Raw genomic sequence first — 18,419 nt, 5'->3', positions numbered from 1 at the left:
CAGTGTTGGTAGCGGCGCCCACATGTTCGAAAAGCGTGATCATTGATGAGTTCTTCCAGTCGGTGCGGCATCGCAGGGCTTTTGCGCATAGGATCGCAACCGTCGTGCCAACTGGGAAAATCGTTTCCGACCAATGCGATCGATCTGGCAGCGTTGTGTCCCATGTCCGACATGGTCGAGAATCCGACAACGAGCGCACAGCGTAATCACCGGATCAACCTCCGGCGCGGACACCGTGCAGAACTCAAGCAGTGAAGCTTACAACGACTTGACTCCAACATCTTCGCTCCGGAACGCTTCAAGCAGCTGGATTCAATTGGCAGATACAAATGAGGTGATGGACGCCGTGAGTGACCGAGCCGGCTACACCTGTGAGTCTGGACACCGCCAGCGGTAAAATCGGAGATTCGAGGAAAGGGATGGGGCGCCGCTCGGCCGACCTGATGGTTGTCCAGGCCCTGCAAGCAATCTCGGCCTGCACCGTCCCCTTGATTGCATTCTTGAAGTCTGCCGATCGCGCCAGCAAGCTGCGTTCCAACGGACACATTGGAGTGGTCGCTAGGCCAACTTCGGCTGCTGGCGAACCGTTCAATATGCAAGCTGACGAGGGTCAGGAGACAGGGAAGCTCCGGCTCGGCGTGCTCTCGGCGAGGCAGCCAATGATCGACGATGTCTCGCTGACGCGCCGCATTGGTATACGCGCAACAAGGGCAGTTCAGCGGCAAGTCTGCCTGGGAAATCGGCTGCAGCGGGGCAAGCCGAGCCCGGCCGCGCTCCATCGCGAAACGGCCGGCAAAGAAAGCCCCGCGTTAGCACCGCCAAAAGAAGCGATTGCGCGCCTCGCCGGTTCGTTTTTGCGTTCCACTGAACCAGGCGGCTTAACCTGTACAACTATACAGGCTGCCATAGCATGAAACTTGGCCTCCAATGGCGGAAATTTCCCCAGGAGACCTCCGATGACTGAGCTAATTGCGCCCGCGTTAAGACAACCTGCCCACAATCAGCCTCCAATCCACCGCCACGCCACTAAGTCTTCAAGGAACGTCTTGAAGGGGACGCAGGAGCCGATCACCGCTATTACACCGCTTCCCCTGGCGTACTCAGGCCGCGCTGGCTGTCGCTGCGCGGGTTCGACGGCCTGGTCGTCATCTGCGCACGTCTTCTGCCCTCGACAGTGCCAGTGGCACCCGCTTCGACGAAACGACGCCATCGACCTCTGGTGCCTTCAGCGCCGGCGCTTTGCCATGTGGCATCATGTTTCGACCTTGGGGGCGGGCAGGGGAGCACAGTCGTGCTTACAATTCTCGTGACAGGCGTGGATGAGGCTGATTGGCGGGAGAAGGGTCGTACGACTACACCACTGGTCTGACGCCGCGCGAATGGGCCTGGGAGTTCTTACGCCGCAATCCAGCATTCCAGTGTGACGTGATCGCTGCAAGCCAGCAGGCCAATACTTTGTCCCACCGATCCTCGCTCGACGTGGTCACGTCGGCCGGTGACCTGTCACGCCGGGGTGTCCGGTTTCGCCGAGTCTTATGGGCGCAATTCGCTCGTATTCTGGTCTCCGCTATGGTGCGCTCATGTGCTGCCGGTCATTGCAGAACAGCTGTCTGCATGGTCGGCGACAGCGCCGTTCGAGCTCTCTGCATTGCCATGTCGTGCGACGGTCCTGCTGGCGCCCGACAAGGGTCAGCATGTTCTTCTTCGCAATGTGGAGCATACGCTCCAGCTCGCCGTCTCTGGCGCCGATATCTTGCACCCTGTCTGCCTCAGTACCGAGGCAATCTGGCCATCAATGCTTTCGAAGCCCCGCCTGAGGGCACTAGAGTGCCTCAATGCTCTAAGTTTGGGTCAACACCTGCCTGCCCGCTTGTTTTTTCGCCGGAAAGACACGGTCCGCGTTTGACCTTCGTTCTTCGTGCGCTCGACGGCTCACTTGCTGGAGCGTCACATCGCGAGCTCGCCGAAGCGCTGGTTGGTCAACGGCGCGTCCATGCCGACTGGAGGGATCCTCGCGATCATCTGCGCGACCGCATTCGCCGCGCCGTCTCGCGTGGCCGCGCCCTCATGAATGGAGGGTACAGAGATTTCCTTCTTTACAAAGTGACAGTCCGCCCTGTGCGTCAGCCGGCGAACAGTTCGGAGCTAAACCCGTCACCACCGATTGGCCCGCTCGACATGGCAGCGAACAGCCTTCGAGGGCGCTCTGGTTGAGGCATCGTCGATGCCAAGAGGCACGTTCGTATTGTCCGATAACCGACAATGTCGAGTACGCAAGGTACAGGAACCTGACTCTCGGGTGTTCTTAAGCGCTTTTTGACCTGGCACGGCACATGCAAGCTATTCAGCAACTATGAACGATAGCCTGAGGCCGAATGCTTGGTGAGATGCAGAGGAGCGATCAATAGTTGAATGTATTTGGACGTTATCTCCATAGCGCTTCTGCGAGAGCAGAGGTTAACGACTAGAAGGTGCGGGCAGCGGAGTTTTGCTGCGCAGACCCGGCTCGACTCCATGTCTCCCAACCAGCTCAGGCCATTTCTAATTTAGCCCCCGCTTGTTGGAAGCTCCGTAGCGAAAGCGGGTTGCCGCTGTCCTCGACGCTTTGGCAGTGCGGAGGGACCCAAGAGTGCATAACAAGTGAGAAGCTCTCAGCCAGAAAGATCGCCCTTGCGCGAGAAACACTTAAGGAGAACTATATGCATCATATCCTGGAGCGCTTGGCCGCCAAGATAACTCAAGCGCATGTTGATCCGTTGCCTTTCGAACAATTACGTAAGGATCATATGGTTGATACTGACGTTTATCGCGAGATCCTGCTGCGTCATCACGGAGACAACGTGTATCAGTCTTTCCATCACGCTGAGGCAATCTTTCCATCCGGGCGCGGTCTAACGGAAAAGACGGCCCAACGACAAAAACCGGAGGACCGTCTGCTCTGCAGCGACATGCGTGATACGCACCACAAAGCGCAAATCACTGCCCGCGATATCCCAAATATTTTGGACGAGTTTGGGGATTCAATAAAGGTACTCTCACTTGATTGTTTCGATACGTTGCTATGGCGCAAGACAGCCACACCCGAAGATGTTTTTGCCGTGCTGGCCGATAACCCTGTCGCGCGAAGCTTAGGGATAACTCCTCACCAACGCATTAGCGCTGCCGCGCGTGCCTATCGAGCGAAGCGTTTAGAGAACGGATCTAGACAGATCGATATCCACGATATTTATCGGCCGTTTACGTCGCTTTCTGGCAAGCAACGCGAGCTATTGGCCGAGACGGAAATCCAGACAGAAATGGATGTTTGCTTTGCATTCTCACCATACGTAGAACTGATCAGGATGGCGCACACCCGAGATATAAAAGTCATCATCGTCAGCGATATGTATTTGCGCGAAGGCGAGTTAAGGCGCCTCTTGGCTCAGCATTTGCCTACAGACGTTATGCAGGCAATTAGTAAGGTTTACAGCTCTGTTGATTATGGAACGTCGAAGAGACGAGATCTATTCGAGATTGTAATCAAAGAGTGTGGTATTCCTGCATCGCATCTACTTCACATCGGGGATGATGCCGTAGCGGATGCGCAAGTGCCTCAGAAATTGGGTGTACGTGCGTTGCATTTCCTACAGTTTGAACGTGAAGTCGCAGACTTCTTGCGCGTGCAACACGCAGCGTCGTCGTTGATTGTATTTGGCCAGGCAGCACCGAAAACAGTTGTTCTGCCCTGCTATAGTCCATTTCGGCCGATTTTTTCTATGGCAGAGCTGCGGCCATACGCGCCTGAAACAATGATCGGCTACATGTCATTTGGTCCGGTGCTATATGGCTATGCCCGTTTTCTTCTGGACGAGGTGGAGGCGCTACAACAGCAGGGTAAGCGAGTAAAGGTCTTGTTTCTGCTGCGTGATGGCTACCTTCTTTCAGCCGCGTGTGAAGCCTACGCGGGCGAGCCTGTCGGCATGCCGGTACGAATCCGCGGATTCGGTGCTATAGCGGCCTCTTTCAAAACCCGCGCCGATGTTGATCATTACCTCAGCGGAATCAACCCAGAGTATCAAGATGTTTATTCTGCAGCAAAACAGCTTTTGATTCCGCCTGAAGTTACTGAATTGCTAATACAGGTTGCCCATCAGTCGGCCGATCCAATAGCGGCATTCTATCAGCTGCTGCGCGAGGATGATGTGTTGGAGTTGATAGTCAAGAACTCATCTGCGTTCCGTGCCCGTTTGATACGCTACATGAAGAAGAAATTGAAATTGGAGGAAGGAGATACCATCGTTTTGGCCGACACAGGCTATAAAGGCACGACGCAGGAATATTTGATTCGCGCGGTCAAAGAGGAATTGAAGGTTGATATAATTGGACGCTATATGATTGCTGCCGATGTGCCTCAGCGTCCGGCGGAGAGTAAAGCACTCATTACGACATCTTGGTGGGATTACGATTTATTTGAGCAATGCTGCACCGTTAGGGAAGGAGCGGTTGTGGACTATGACTTGGCCGGAGAGCCAGTTCTCGAGGAGATGGAAATTAGTGAGAAGCAGGACGAAAGGGTCGTCAATATTCAAGCTGAATGCGTTCGGTTCATCAGCGATGCAAGGGCGTTTTTTACCAAGGCGGGTGTGACACACGACTATTCGACTTTGCAGCAGGCCGCCCATGCCGCCCTATTCCGTCATGCTCACATGCCTATTGAAAAGGAATTGGAACATTTTAAGGAGTTTCGGCACGACACCTTTATGGAACTAGGTCGTGAGAAGACGATCTATAATCTGGAAAATACTCTGAAGAATGTCAGACGCTTGCCCTCACCTTATCGGCTAGGCGCATATGACACACGCGGCTTGGGGCTTGACTTCACATTCAGCGCTCTAGTCCAACGACGATTTCAACTTGTTTTAGGTCCAGAAGATATGAGTGTGCGTTTTTCACCTCTTAAAATCTCGGTGGGGAGAACAGGCGAATCCAAGGTTATCTTGCTTAGAGCACACCATCTGCATGATGGATATTTCTCTATTATGCTGCCGTATGTAAGCGGCACCGGTGTAAGGATGCTCCTGGGGGAGCACTATGAATGGTTGCAAATTGAAGAGTTACATTTTTTGGATAATGCAGGAAGCGTGTGTGGGAATATGTCGAGTTCTCTCGATTTGGAAGAAATCTATCAGGAGGGAGAGATTTATCGGTGCCTGTCACAGGCAAGCGCCGCGACAATCCGTCCCGTTGGTTTGCGAGAGTTCAAAACGCCTCATTACCATCATATGATCTTTCGCCCCTTGGTTTCGAGGGTGCAGGCGTCGTGAATTTTCTTCCTTTACTACTAGGGGACCTGTGCGCGGGTGTCTGGACTGGCGTGTTGATCTGTAATTCCCTCAATCAGTACAATGGATTGAGGGATGCGATGTCACGTCGGCGCATTAGTCAGGAAAAGTTTGGTTCTGCCGTTGATCGCGGCCAGCATTCTCCTTTGGATGCGCTTGCCAGACTGATTGACTGGGTGCCGGTCGATCAGGACCTTTGTCTGATTTCCTGCTCCCGATGCTCTGCCTGGCAACCCCGGCGAGGTGTTTGCGAAAAGATCCCGCGCACAGGTCTCACAAACAGCGTTTTCGCGATAATTCCGGTCACGCGTCGTACCCAGCATGTGCGAAGAGGTTCTCGCATTCCTGGGGCTGCCATCGCGCCGTCCAGAAGGCAGGGTGCGACGATCCCGTCGAGACGCAAGCCCGCCGTGAAGGTCGGGGACTTCCAGTGTCCGTGAGGCGCGGCTGCCCGGCAGCGTTCGCTGCGCCGTGAGGAGCCCCATCAGAGCCTCGATGGCCTGTCGGTCGCATCGGGTCGGAAAGGACCAGTCGAAGTCGCAGAGCGGCTTAAATTGGCCGATTTTGGCGTCCTTCAACCGCCGGTCTTGACTGCTGGCGCGCTCGTCCTCTTCCCAGTCGAGGAGTGTAAGCGCCCATCCGCCTTGAGTGGCGTCCTGCCAGTGGGCCACAAGCCCGCGCAGATGCAGGCGCGCCGCGCGGTCACGCCCGTCTTCCGGATCAGGAGTGGTCATCGGGGGTTTCCTTGAGACGTCGTAGATGTCTAGACGGGCGGGCCTGACGGGGCGCTCGAGCACTGCGCTCTTCAGATTATCGTAGAGCACGACCTTTGGAATCCCGCCCCATCTCTCGAAGGCTCCGAGATGACCGGCCAGAAACGCAAGCGCAGATACGTCGCGGCGACACAATCCGCTTCAATCCTGGCAGCAGTCAGGCTGGGAAAGGCCTTCAAGGTCTCAAGGATGAACGGCAGATAGGGGTCGATCTTGCTGGGTCGGGTCTGCGGGCCATGGGGCACCAGCCCGTATCGGGGCAAGAACTCCATGAACGGTGTGGTGGTGGATGCCGAGCTGCCGGGCAATGGTGCCAGCGCGCCACTTCTCGACATGGTGATAGCGCAGGATCTGGGCCTGCAGTTCAGGAGATATGGCCATCGTTGTCCTCAAGACGGAGACGTTCGAAATGGTTTGGCGGCGACGCAGAGGCTCGCGGCGGATAAACGGCGAGCAGCGGCGATTACACCAGTGACAGTGGCCCCTTAAAACACCCCCAACGACCCCGTCGAGATCGCAGGCTCGGTTAAGGACGGCGTATTAGCGGAGTCAGACGATTGGATCTGCGTCGTCGCCGAAGCCGTCATGACATAAACATTGGCGTCGTCATCGGGTGAACCATGGTGCGTCACTTTATTGCGTCAGGCCCGGTATCGGCGACTGAGCTCGGCGTGAGCGAAGCGGCCGTTTCTGCTGGCTTGGTAGCGCTTGGCAACATACCGTCGCCGCTCGGCACGCACAACACACGCGCAGCCACCGGCACAGTAGATCTGTCCACGGTCGAAACATCTGCAGATCAGTGCCTGAGCCCGGCAACACTCGCAAAGCAAGAAGCGCCGGTATCCTCTTCTGCCGCCCTGTGGCGGCGTCCATGACGTGGACACATGGCTTGCACCCGACCGGTCTGTTCAGATCGTCATACAACCCCCCTTGCAGTGCGAAGAACATCCACGCATGACCCCTCCACAGCAGCACCCGCCGTCAACCAATCGAGGAAGGAACCCCCGACCAATTCTCTTCAACTCCTGTAAGGAATTCGACAAAATGCGACATCACCTGGCCGCGTGCTAAGAAAAATTTTGTAATTGCTTGAAATTAAGGCCGCTGCATTTGGCATATTTTTGCGATGCACCTCGTGAGGGTCCGCTGAAACAGAGTGTTTTCATGCGCACATAGAATCCAGAATAATGCGTGATCGCTACGAGCCTTTGAAATAATAACAAGCGCCCCATCACTCAAAAATGGAGAAAAAACCTATGATCTGCACCATTGCAGCAGCAGCTTCCTTCTTAACACGTCGGCCTCAGCGTTTGGATAAGAAGGCCACAGCTCGAAATATCAGGTCGCATCGGCGGCGAGTGCCAAAAGGCACCGGTCATTGCTGTCAAACGGGCAACTTGACGGTCCTCCCATTCATTTCGTTGCGCAGAGGGAACCAGGCTGCCTGATGGACGTGCATCTGACAACCTAGTATGCCAGCTACTGAACGCGCCGAAGACATATTTCGCAACTCGGCCGGAACTTCCTACGTCAGTCCACCCTTGAAACGAGAAGGGAGCAAAATTAGGTTGCATGTGCGCGACGGCGCAAAGCGGCGCGCGAGCCCCGCACCAGTCCTGTCGGTCCGAATGGGGCTAGCCTGTCGCAATCTGTTTGCCCTGCAGGAGAACGATATGACATGACCGCATCCTGGTCCGCCGCATCGAAGCCGACAAGAGGACGGCCGGCGGCATCATCATTCCCGACACGCGAAGGAATATCCGGAGGAGGGCGAAGTGATCGCCGCCGGCCCTGGCGCAACAATGAAACCGGCCAGCTTCAGCCGTTGGACATCAAGGTCGGCGGGGCACCGAGATTAGGCTGAGCGGCGAGGATCTCCTCATCATGAAGAAAGCGATGTGCTGGGTGTGATCGAGGTGGCCCCGTCCAAGCAAGCCGCGTGGCTCTAACTTCAACGAAAGCCGCCTATTCGCACCAGTGAACCAATGGTATCCATGGAAGTCAAATTCCACACCGATGGCCGCAACAAGATGCTGCGCGGCGTCAACATCCTAGCCGACGCGGTGAAAGTCACTCTCGTCCGAAGGGCCGTAACGTCATCGACAAGTCGTTCGGCGCCTCTTGCATCACCAAGGACGGCGTCACCGTCGCCAATGAAATGGAGCTTGAGTACGTTCGAGAACATGGGCGCGCAGATGGTGCGCGAGGTCGCGTCGAAAACTAGCGATATCGCCGGCGACGGCACCACGACCGCAACCGTTCTCGCCCAGGCGGTCGTTAAGGAAGGTGCTAGGCCGTCGCCATAGGCATGAATCCTATGGATCCGAAACGCGGTATCGAAGGCCGTCGAGGGTATTGTCCAGGAGTTGAAGACGAGTCGGAAGTCTAAGGCATGCAGTTCGACCGCGGCCATCTCGGCCCGTATTTCATCATCAATCAGCACAAGATGGGGGTCGAACTGGAAGAGCCCTAGTGCTGATTCACGAGAAGAAGCTCGGCAATTTCCAGGCGCTGCTCCTGGTGCTGGAGGCTGTGGTACAGTCGGCCAACAGCTGCTGACCATCGCAGAGGACATGGAGGGCGAGACGCTTGCGACGCTCGTCGTTAACACGCCGCGAAGCGGACTGAAGGTCGCGGCCATCAAGGCTCAGGGCTTTGTCGACCGCCGCAAGGCCATGCTGGAGGACATCGCAATCCTCACTGGCGGCACCCCATCTGCGAGTATCTCGGCATCAAGCTTAAGAACGTGATGCCGGACGCTCGGCCGTGCCAGAGTATAATTGCAATAATGCAATAATATAATATTGCTGACGCCCACGGCGTGTGATAGCAGTGACTTGGTTGAGGAGACCGCATGATTCGGCCCGGTAGAACCCCACTTCATATTCAGCTCGCCGATATCATTCGGTCTCAGATTGAGAGCGGCGTCTTCAGTGCTGGCGATCAACTCCCCACTGAGATGGAATTGATGAGGCAGCACGAACTCAGCAGCAGCACTGTGCGACAGGCGGTGCTCGCGCTTGTCGGTGAAGGGTTGCTTTATCGACGCGCTGGCAAGGGGACCTTCGTCGCCAAGCGTCACATCGGCCGGGATCTGCTCACTTTTTCAGGATTTTCGGAAGAAGCGGTAGCGCGTGGCTTCCGGCCGGGTACTAGGCATGTGACGGTCGACTGGCGTTCCGCTGACGCCGCGCTTGCAGCCGCACTTAACGTGCCGACCGATGAGAACGTTTTGACCATCGACCCTCTTTCACCGAGATTCTTGAGCAACAACTTGGTGTGCCGCTCGCCCGAGCCAGGCAGGAGATACGGGCAGGCATCGCGCGTACAAAACTGGCAAAAGCACTCGACGTGTCGAGCGGCACTGCTGTGCTGCAAATCGACCGTACCGCCTTCGACGCGACCGATCAGGTTATTTACTTTTCGTCCTCGTCCTACCGGGCCGATCGCTACATTTATACCGGCTGGATCGAGCGCAAGAGCGCCTCGATCGCTCAGCCACGCCAATTAATCGGCGGGAGCAGATGATGCCCACTTGCGAAATTTACGTCGTCGGCTCGTACGGAGTTGCGTTTTTGGATTGTGGGCGACGTGCCGGCGCCGGGCGAAACTCTGCTGGGGTCGGGGTTTGCCTTCGGAAATGGCGGCAAGGGCTCTAATCAGGCTATCGGAGCTGCGCGACTCGGCGCTAGATGCAAACTGCTGGCGGGCGGTGGCACCGACAAATTTGGTGACGAGGCACTGCAACTCTGGCGCGCCGAAGGCGTCGACTGCTCGGCTGTGAGGCAGATGACTGGGACACCGACGATGGCCGGGATCATCATTCTCGACGCCGAAGGCGAGAACCGCATCATCACCGATCCCGGCGCCAACGCGCGGCTCACGGCGACCCATGTCGAAACCTTCGCAGCCACCTGGAAGAGCCCGGGCATCCTGCTCACACAGCTCGAGATCCCAGTCGAGACGGCGGCCCGCGCGCTTGCCATCGGCAAGGCGCGGGGACTGACGACCATCCTTAATCCCGCACCTGGCCGTGTCCTGCCGAAGGAAATCTTCGCCGACGTTGACATCCTAACGCCGAACCAGTCTGAAGCGCGCATTCTGCTGGGGCTCGACGCGGACGATCAGCAGGCCGACGCCGATTTAGCGGCAAGACTGCGTGGCCTCGGCGTGGGGCACGTCGTCATGACGCTGGGAACGGATGGTGCCTTGATTGCCGGCCCCGAAGGACTAACCAAGATCGCGAGTTACCCAGTCGACGTCGTCGACACTACCGGGGCCGGAGATGCATTCAATGGGGCACTCGCTGCGGGACTGGCCAGTGGATTGACCCTCACTGACGCCGTTCGCCGCGGCACTGCGGCGGGCGCCCTCGCAGTCACGAAAAAGCTCGTGGTTCCGGCATTGCCCGATGAGCGTCAGATTTCAGAATTGATGAAAACCCGGACCGCTTGCGCATGAAGATTAAGGTTGCTTTCCTTCCCACTGGCCCCTTGGCTATTGCCGGAGACGTGTGCATTGTCGTGGATGTGATCCGCGCCACGACAGCTCTCATCGGCCTTTTCGACGCCGGCAGCGCTCGTGTGTTTGTCGGCGGATTTCGCCCGGACGTCGCCAAAGCGCGCGCCGCCGTGGGCGATGGCGTTATTTGCGCGGAGCTGGATGATGGATCAACGCCCCTCGGATTCGATCATGAGCCCTCGCCATCCCTCCTGTCCCGAGTCGATCTGTCGGGTCGCTCCGCGATGCTGGCAACGGCCAATGGCACGCCAGCCATTCTCGCGGCAGTCCGCGAAGGCGCAGCCTTGATACTGCTTGGTTCGCTGCGAAACCTTGATGCGGTTGCCCAGCGTGCGCTCGCCGAGGCCTCATCGCGCAATGCAGACATCACGATAATCTGCTCAGGCCAACTGCGGAACTCACGTGTTGCGATTGAGGATAGCTATTGCGCCGGACTGATCGTTTCACGGTTTTGTGAACTGGCGAAGGATGACGCTGTTGAACTGGACGACTCCGCGTCGCTCGCTCACGGCTTCACAATCTCGCAAGATAGCGCCGTGAAGGTGTTGTTGGGCTCGATGACCGGTCGCCGCTTCATCGGCAACTGCCGGCAGAACGACGTGGAGTTCTGTGCGCTCATCAATGAATCAACAATCGTTCCGGTGGTTGCCGCGCAAGGCGAAGACTCCGATTATCCGGTTTATCTCCTCGATGCCTAGCAGCATCGACGCCATCAGATTGATCAGTGGCCGACCTCGCGTCCTGGCCACAGCAGATCTTAGCCCGGAAGGCATCGCCTCGCTCCGCGAAATAAGCGAGCTTAAATTGCTCGGCTGGGCAGCCGGCGAGTGGTTCTGTGATCGCAAGCAGCTAATGGACGCAATCGCTGAAGCCGAGGTTGTGATAGCTGGATACGAGTGCTTTGACGAAGCGCTGCTGGCCGCCGCACCACAGCTTCGCGTCATCCTATCAGTACGCTCGGCCCCGCAAGCGAACATCGATGTGGCGGCCGCCACGGCGCGGGGGATCGCTGTAGTGCACACTCTCGGGCGAACGGATCACGGGGTTGCAGAGTTCACGGTTGCTCTTGCGCTGGGGCTCACTCGCCACCTCATCCCTGCCGGTGCATGGATTAGGTCCCGCTCGCCCGACTTCGACGCCGGAGAGGACTTTTTTCGCGGTACGGTATGGGGTCGCGGCGCGAGTTCTCCGCAACTCGCATTCACGGGCATCGAGCTGCATGGTCGCCCACTCGGCATCGTAGGCTTTGGGGCAATCGGCCGTGTCGTCGCCGAAAAGTTTTCCGGCTTTGGCATGAGCACTATCGTCCACGATCCTTACGTCGATAGCGCCGAGTTAAGAACACTCGGGGTCGAACCGATCTCACTCGACGAACTTCTGGGACGCTCCGCAATTGTAACCTTGCACGCGCGGCTCACAAACGCGCGGCATGATCGGCGCAGACCAGCTCGATCGGATGGGGCGCGGCGCGTATCTCATCAACACAGGTCGGGCAGGCCTTATCGACACTGGCGCGCTAGTACAGGCCTTGGATCGCGAACAGATCGCTGGGGCCGCGCTAGACGTCTTTGACACGGAGCCGCCTTCGGCGAGGGATCCGCTTGCTACTCATCCGCGCGTCCTTGCGACGCCTCATATCGCCGCGTGGACCGAAGAGATGCGTGTACGTCAAACCCGCAGCATTGTGCAAAATCTGCAGCGGCTTTTGGCCGGGAAGCCTGGCAATCTGTCGAACCCCGAAGTTCTCGCAATGGCGGGGAGGACCGTGCCTTGAAAGTCATCGATGTCGCATCGCGCATCTATCACATCCCGCCGACGGTCTCCTGGGAGGACGCCACACACCGAGTCGCGAACCTCGAATTCATCATCACCCGCGTGACCACAGACGCTGGAATCGTTGGTGAGGGTTTTGCCTACACGACGGGGATCGGCGGAAGCGCCATCCTCGCCCTGATCGATGATTATTGCCGAACGATGCTTGTCGGACAAGATCCGCGACAGATCGAACGGCTTTGGTCGTTCCTCTATGGCCAATTGCATCGCAGCGGCACCGGGGGCATCAACACTCTCGCATTGGGCGCGATCGACATCGCGCTCTGGGATATTGCGGCCAAGTGGTACGACGTTCCACTATTCCGCCTGCTCGGCGCGCGGCGTGACAGTATCCCCACCTATGGCAGTGGCATAGACCTCTATCTCGACAGCGACGCTCTACTCAACCAGGTCGAAGGATTCCTGGCACAGGGACACAAGGCGGTGAAGATCAAAATCGGTCGGGACAACGCGGAAGAAGATCTCAATCGTATCACATCCGTGAAGAAGCTGATCGGTCCTACGCGACGACTGTTCGTCGATGCCAACCAGCGCTGGAATGTCGCTGACTGCATGAACCGACTGCAGAAAATAGCCGCGTTCAACCTTGGTTGGATCGAAGAGCCTCTCCATGCCGAGGATATTCGCGGGCACGCCGACCTGCGCCGTTTTCGCTGCCCATTGCGATCGGAGAGAGCCTATATACGCGGCATCAGTTTGCCGAATATCTGCAGGCCAACGCCGTCGACGTCGTCCAAGCAGACGTGTGCCGCGTCGGAGGTATCAGCGAGTGGCTGAAGATCGCCAATCTGTCCGCGTCCTTCCACCGCACCATGGCTCCCCACTACATGTCCGAATTGTCCATCGCGGTGATGTGTGCGATCGACAACGCGGACATCCTCGAATGCGTACACGGCGGGAGCTTCTCCGAGATGGTGTGCTTCAGACAGAACTTCGCCTCGAGAACGGAGTGGCCTTCCCATTTGAGACACCCGGACATGGGGTGGTGGTTCAATGACGAAAAACTCGAACCCTTCGCTGTCGATCCTGCCGAACTTCGGACCTGGAATATGCAGAGCGCAAAGTAAATGCGGCTTCATCATGCGTACACGGCCATCGATTGCGCAACCTCCTAGGCGAAGGATGTAACTGGAGCGCATTGGACCAGAGCCTTTGGTGGACTGACATCGAAGGAAAGTGCGTGTTCCGCTGGGACGACAACGGGAAAGTTGCGGCTGTGCGGCAACTTCCCAATCGTGCGGCGTTCGTCTTTCCACGCGCGCGTGGTGGCTTCGTGCTCGGCTTTCCTAAGTCTATAGTCATCACGGAGCCAACCTTCACCGACTTCTCACAAGTGGCCGAAATCGAGCCGCATCTTGCGCAAACCCGTGTCAACGACGCCGCGATCGACCCCTACGGTGGAATCGTCTTGGGCACATACAATGAACAGAGCCGTGAGCCAGTCGGAGGCGTCTATCGCATTGCGCCCAATGGCGAGGTCGTTACGCTCTTCAGCGGCGTAGCAGCCGCCAACGGACTGGCATTTTCGCCCGACGGCCGGATAATGTACTTCACCGACACAACGGAAGGCACCATCCGGCGTTTCGCCTTGGCTCCGCAATTTGCGGGTCTTGCCGAGTTAGGCCCGCTGGCAGGCCCGAACATCGCCCCGGGATCGCCTGATGGCGCCACCGTGGACATTGAAGGGGGCTACTGGAGCGCCAGGCTACAAGGCGGCTGTGTCGTTCGTATCGACGGAAACGGTCACCTCACAGATCGCGTTGATATGCCGAGTATAGCGCCGACCTGTGTGGCACTTGGCGGCGAAGATCTGAGAACGCTGTTCATAACCTCACGGCGAACCAGGCAATCGTCTGATGAACTTCTTCGATTTCCCGAGTCCGGCAACCTCTTCCGCGTTGAGGTGGTCAGGCTGGCCGACTGCCCTTCAGTTGCAGACTTTAGCTCTGGGCTGTTTGCAGTCGAGTGATCGACTGCCGCACAACAGGCCGTCTTCAGATTCGCGGCGAAGCGCTGGAGATCGATAACGGCCGGCTCCTCAATCTTCGCATTCAGGCCACGACGATCGACCCGCCGTCCAAGCTCCTCCTGCGCGGCGCGGATACCAGCAAACAGCAACACGGGATCGGCGGTTTCCATCATCGCCTGTAGGTGCTGCTTGTCGGCCTCGGCCACACCCGGATGTGTAAGGACACGGGCCGCAGGCGGAACTGGTGGATGATAGCGCTTGATCACACGAGCGCGGATCCGTGTCTTCTCCTGAAGCTTGAATGACGGCTAGAACAGATTGCCGTAAAGCCGCACCGCAGCATAAAGTTGATCAAGGGCGGCGGTTGCCTCCGCGCCGACAAACCGACCAACCCACCAGACGACGCACGATGGCGCCATTCTTCTGCTCCATATGCACTTGGTCATTCTTTCGGTAGGCGCGAGAGCGCGTCACTTCCAGTTCCTCACTTCGGTACCAGGAGACGACGAACTCGTTCATCAAGGCGCTGTCGTTGTCGAAATCTACGCCAGGGAAAGAACGAGCGGGCCTGCTTGATCGCCACGATCACATCGCCGCTGTCGCGCGTGAGGACAGGAACGCATTCGGTCCACCCCGTGGCAAAATCGGTCAAAACCATCGTCTGCACAAAGCCGGACGAAGATGTGCCGGAATGCGTCACGAAATCGACCTCGACGTAACCGGGCGGCGGATCATTCCAGTCCCCGAAGGTGCGCACCGGCACCGATCGGCGAACCGCCGAACTCATTCCTGCCGGCGCTGGCCGCCGCGAGCCACACCACGTACCTCCGCCAAAAGCCGATCCATCGTTCGCCGGGCACATTGTCAGCAGCTTGCTGCGGAGCGCGGCATCGAGCTCTAGCCGGCCATCCCGTTCAAGCGCTGGCAACAAGACAGGTATCAACGGCCGCAGCCGTTTGGAACACAGCCGCTTCGATGCATCCCACAACACCACCAGCGCTTCGCGAACATCGCCGCCATAGCGAAGGCTGTGCCTCTTGTTGCCGGGTGTCTTCGACGCGCGATGATGGAGCACTCGGATCGCATGTTGCGATGATAACCGCTTACGATGGAGGTTTGACTTAGCGGTGCGTGGTCGCGACGGCATTTCGCATCTTTGAGGCGTGGGCCGGAAGGCTGGTGGACAACCGGGTGGTTCGTTGCCCACCAGCTTCCTGTCTGCGCCGCAACGCAGTCAGGATAGCACGTGGTAGATAGCGCCGATCGTCGCTTCGCGGCAACGGCCGCCGCTACCTCGCCCAAAACCCGACCACTCATTTGCGACAGTCAGAGCGACGGAAAGGCTTCGAGTTGGCGAATACTGTTTCGGCTTAAGACTACTGAATATTCCCCAGTAGCGTCGTCATGGCAACAGTCATGGCGCTGGCATAGCTATCGAGATCCTTCACCTCAAACAAGAACCGATTTGACTCCGGACCGGCATCCGTCCACGTCGTCGCCCCATTCGGATCGCACTTGATGTCGACGGGACGGAAGCCAAAAACCGCATCGTCCTTGTTGGAACTTGGAATAATGTTGCCCGCCTTGTCCACGGCCTGAGATACCATGTGGAAGAAGCCAGCGGTGCTCCACATTTCGCGATCGGCACGAAGAGTCACGAAACTCGGTACATCGCTCTGCGGCGCCAGCAGCGGCTGTAGGTAGCGCGCATCTGTTCGCCCTTCGAGGGAATAGGTGAAGTAGCTTTGCAGCGCTTGCGAGAACTTTGACAGAACGTGGCGCTGGTTGAAACGGTACATAGTACCGAACCGCTCGACATTTCCCTCCGCCTCCTGCCTTATGTTCTCGAAGCATGGCATCCAGTATATCGGGCACGGTATAGCGAACGTGGCGGCGTAAGCAGCCGCATTAAGCTCGACATTGTACTCTATCCCTCCCTGCATCACGACATCGGGATGGCCGGTGCCCGCGTTTAGGTAGATCCCGGCGCATTTGTTGCGGAAGAGATCCGGATCAAGCTTGGCTGCAATGGCGAGATCGCGGCAGGAGCCGACGATGCTGATACAGGCCGGCCCTTCGCTGTCGCGGAGATAGTGGAGGAGGAACTCCGCGCCGGCGCGGTCGCGCCTGGGAAGAGCAGCAAGCGCCGCCCGGTCATGCGTATAGGGAACGGAGGAGCCGACCGCCATGTGGGTCGGAAACCCAGTGAGGTAGCTTAGCTGCGCAATACCGGTGATGTCCGGACTGCGGCCCGGATAGTGATCGGGCGGGAAGTCGACCAGTACGCCGCCGAGCTCGAGTTGGCCCGATGCGGCAAGAGCATAGACGCAGGCAATGTCCCAGTGATCGTCCGGATCGATATAGGGACGAAACAGGTCGGTCTGGTGAAGCAATCTTATAGCCATGCGAATCCTCCTGATTGTTCTTGTGCCGCTCGACATTGCGACCGATTCGGTGAAGAAGCAGGCTCACGCTAGGCTATTTGCAGATAGTGAAGGGCGCATCTTTCCTCGGGGATTTGCAGAAACCCTGCGTGGTGAGTGCTCATATCAGGGTTTTTCGCTAGTTGGCCGCTGCTAGTTTGCATCAGATTGTGACGGTGAAAATAAAGCGACCGCGAGATCAGAATGAAGGTCCTTACCAACAACTTACTTTCCGGAGTCGAGCGGGAAGCGGTGATCGAGATGCGTCATGCCCTGCATCGCGAACCGGAACTTTCAAATAGCGAGTGGAAGACCCAAAAGAGGATCATCGAAACGCTGGAAACCTTCGGCCTGGCCGAAGCGAAGACGTTCCACAAGACCGGCGTCTACATTGATATTCAAGGCCTTGCTGCCGGGCCAAATCGTTCGATCGCATTGCGTGGGGACATTGATGCCCTGCCCATCCAGGAAAGCCGCGACGACCTATCATACAAGTCGCAGGTACCTGGTGTGATGCACGCTTGCGGCCATGACATCCACGCGTCAATCGCCTTGGGCACGGCTCTTGCCTTTCACAGTATGCGAGAGAACTTTTCCGGAAGAGTGCGTGTGTTTTTTCAGCCTGCGGAAGAAGAGGAACCGGTCGGCGGTCGCACTGTTGTGAAAGAGAAGCTGCTCGACGGGTTTGATGCCGCAGTTGGGTTTCACGTTCGCACGGATATTCCCGCAGGATCGTACGGCGCACGGGCGGGCGCTGTGATGAATTCAGCCGACAAATTTGAGGTCGAGCTTATTGGCACCATGGCGCATGGTGCGAAGCCGAATGCTGGGGTGGATGCGATCGCAATCGCGGGCGCCTTCATCAATGAGGTGCAGAAGGTGGTGTCCCGGGAAATGCCGGTTGACGATCGCGCGATCGTAACTATCGGCACTATTCACGGGGGCGAGGCGAGGAACATTATCTGCCCGTCGGTCGTCATGACTGGAACGATCCGAACAGCCAGTCCCGAGCGGCGGCGGCTGTTGGTACGTCGCGTCCGCGAAATAGCTGAGGGTGTCGCCGCGATGCATCGGGGCAAGGCGGATTTCACCTCGCAAGAGGGCGACCCTCCCGTGGTCAACGATGCCACGATGGTCGAACGCTTCCGGCAGCTTGTCATCCAGTCCGTGGGCGACGAAAAGTATGTCGAAGGAGCGGCGAGCACCGGCAGCGATGACTTCGGCTTTTACTCCAGCTGCGTGCCTTCCATCTATTTCTGGTTTGGCAGTCGAGAGCCAGGCAACGAATCCGGCGTTCACACGCCCACTTTCGGAGCCTCCGACGAAATTTTGGTGCCGACAACAGAGCTGGCTATCCGGTATTGTTTGGAGCTCCTGCATTCCTAAAGGCATCTTTCCAAGCAACTGAGAGAAAGGTGCCTGAGGAAAGCAGTGCTTGCTGCTGTGCCGCAGAGGAAGGAGCCGTGCGGCATCCGCGCAGCTTGACGAGAGTGGTTTCTCGATGACGTGGGCAAGCAGTCGCTTGCGTTCGCGGTTTGGGGTGTCGCTTGTTGAAATCCACCGTCGTTGCGACCAGCCG

At 57.7% G+C, this 18,419-nt stretch carries 12 protein-coding genes and 4 pseudogenes; 13 read left to right on the top strand and 3 right to left on the bottom strand.

All coding sequences use genetic code 11. The features are described 5' to 3' along the window. Window positions 1-350 precede the first annotated feature (350 nt). The 3 genes from EN742_RS01415 (at window position 351) to EN742_RS01405 (ending at window position 5,303) form a co-directional block, all read left to right on the top strand. Window positions 351-914 (top strand): hypothetical protein, encoded by a 564-nt coding sequence (locus EN742_RS01415; RefSeq protein ID WP_128332293.1) that lies wholly within the window; start codon window positions 351-353, stop codon window positions 912-914. Window positions 915-1,569: 655 nt separating this feature from the next. Beyond that, window positions 1,570-2,214 (top strand): DUF2285 domain-containing protein, encoded by a 645-nt coding sequence (locus EN742_RS01410; protein WP_348632834.1) that lies wholly within the window; start codon window positions 1,570-1,572, stop codon window positions 2,212-2,214. A 485-nt stretch (window positions 2,215-2,699) separates the two neighbouring features. Further along, window positions 2,700-5,303 (top strand): hypothetical protein, encoded by a 2,604-nt coding sequence (locus EN742_RS01405; RefSeq protein WP_128332292.1) that lies wholly within the window; start codon window positions 2,700-2,702, stop codon window positions 5,301-5,303. Between the two features lie 379 nt (window positions 5,304-5,682). Here EN742_RS01405 and EN742_RS38985 read toward each other — a convergent pair. Continuing rightward, window positions 5,683-5,784: pseudogene (locus EN742_RS38985) on the bottom strand (IS630 family transposase); the annotation flags it as partial. Window positions 5,785-7,780: 1,996 nt separating this feature from the next. On the opposite strand from EN742_RS38985, the pseudogene EN742_RS40155 reads away from it, so the two are divergent. The 9 genes and pseudogenes from EN742_RS40155 to EN742_RS37755 all read left to right on the top strand — a co-directional run bounded on the left by EN742_RS40155 (window position 7,781) and on the right by EN742_RS37755 (window position 14,599). After that, window positions 7,781-8,043, top strand: a pseudogene (locus EN742_RS40155) (co-chaperone GroES). 36 nt (window positions 8,044-8,079) lie between these two features. Next, window positions 8,080-8,843, top strand: a pseudogene (locus EN742_RS01390) (TCP-1/cpn60 chaperonin family protein); the annotation flags it as partial. A 509-nt stretch (window positions 8,844-9,352) separates the two neighbouring features. Continuing rightward, window positions 9,353-9,622 carry a UTRA domain-containing protein gene (locus EN742_RS37760; RefSeq protein ID WP_281034926.1) on the top strand — a complete coding sequence of 90 codons (270 nt, stop codon included), beginning with the start codon at window positions 9,353-9,355 and terminating at the stop codon, window positions 9,620-9,622. A gap of 54 nt (window positions 9,623-9,676) precedes the next feature. After that, entirely contained in the window at window positions 9,677-10,555 is an 879-nt protein-coding gene (locus EN742_RS01380) for a ribokinase (RefSeq protein ID WP_189375105.1), read from the top strand. Continuing rightward, window positions 10,552-11,313, top strand: a complete 762-nt coding sequence (locus EN742_RS01375; protein WP_128332288.1) for a 2-phosphosulfolactate phosphatase — start codon at window positions 10,552-10,554, stop codon at window positions 11,311-11,313. Before EN742_RS01380 ends, EN742_RS01375 begins: the two co-directional genes overlap by 4 nt. Before the next feature lie 722 nt (window positions 11,314-12,035). Continuing rightward, window positions 12,036-12,389 (top strand): annotated as a pseudogene (locus tag EN742_RS38975) (NAD(P)-dependent oxidoreductase); the annotation flags it as partial. Then, a complete protein-coding gene (locus EN742_RS01365; protein ID WP_189375103.1) occupies window positions 12,386-13,225 on the top strand; it encodes a mandelate racemase/muconate lactonizing enzyme family protein in 840 nt (279 codons plus the stop codon). The pseudogene EN742_RS38975 and the gene EN742_RS01365, both read left to right, overlap by 4 nt. A gap of 322 nt (window positions 13,226-13,547) precedes the next feature. Next, window positions 13,548-14,417 (top strand): SMP-30/gluconolactonase/LRE family protein, encoded by an 870-nt coding sequence (locus tag EN742_RS01355; RefSeq protein WP_281034925.1) that lies wholly within the window; start codon window positions 13,548-13,550, stop codon window positions 14,415-14,417. Then, window positions 14,414-14,599 carry a hypothetical protein gene (locus EN742_RS37755; protein WP_189375098.1) on the top strand — a complete coding sequence of 62 codons (186 nt, stop codon included), beginning with the start codon at window positions 14,414-14,416 and terminating at the stop codon, window positions 14,597-14,599. Before EN742_RS01355 ends, EN742_RS37755 begins: the two co-directional genes overlap by 4 nt. A gap of 302 nt (window positions 14,600-14,901) precedes the next feature. Here EN742_RS37755 and EN742_RS01345 read toward each other — a convergent pair whose 3' ends face one another. Both EN742_RS01345 and EN742_RS01340 read right to left on the bottom strand, forming a co-directional pair. After that, entirely contained in the window at window positions 14,902-15,492 is a 591-nt protein-coding gene (locus EN742_RS01345) for a hypothetical protein (protein WP_128332285.1), read from the bottom strand. Between the two features lie 301 nt (window positions 15,493-15,793). Further along, window positions 15,794-16,822 (bottom strand): hypothetical protein, encoded by a 1,029-nt coding sequence (locus EN742_RS01340; protein ID WP_128332284.1) that lies wholly within the window; start codon window positions 16,820-16,822, stop codon window positions 15,794-15,796. Window positions 16,823-17,044: 222 nt separating this feature from the next. On the opposite strand from EN742_RS01340, the gene EN742_RS01335 reads away from it, so the two are divergent. After that, window positions 17,045-18,226 (top strand): M20 family metallopeptidase, encoded by a 1,182-nt coding sequence (locus EN742_RS01335; protein ID WP_128332283.1) that lies wholly within the window; start codon window positions 17,045-17,047, stop codon window positions 18,224-18,226. Window positions 18,227-18,419 lie beyond the last annotated feature (193 nt).

Origin of the sequence: Mesorhizobium sp. M4A.F.Ca.ET.020.02.1.1 (genome assembly GCF_004022645.1) — a bacterium.
In the GTDB taxonomy this organism is placed as follows: domain Bacteria; phylum Pseudomonadota; class Alphaproteobacteria; order Rhizobiales; family Rhizobiaceae; genus Mesorhizobium.
This window is presented reverse-complemented; position numbering and strand designations above follow the sequence as displayed.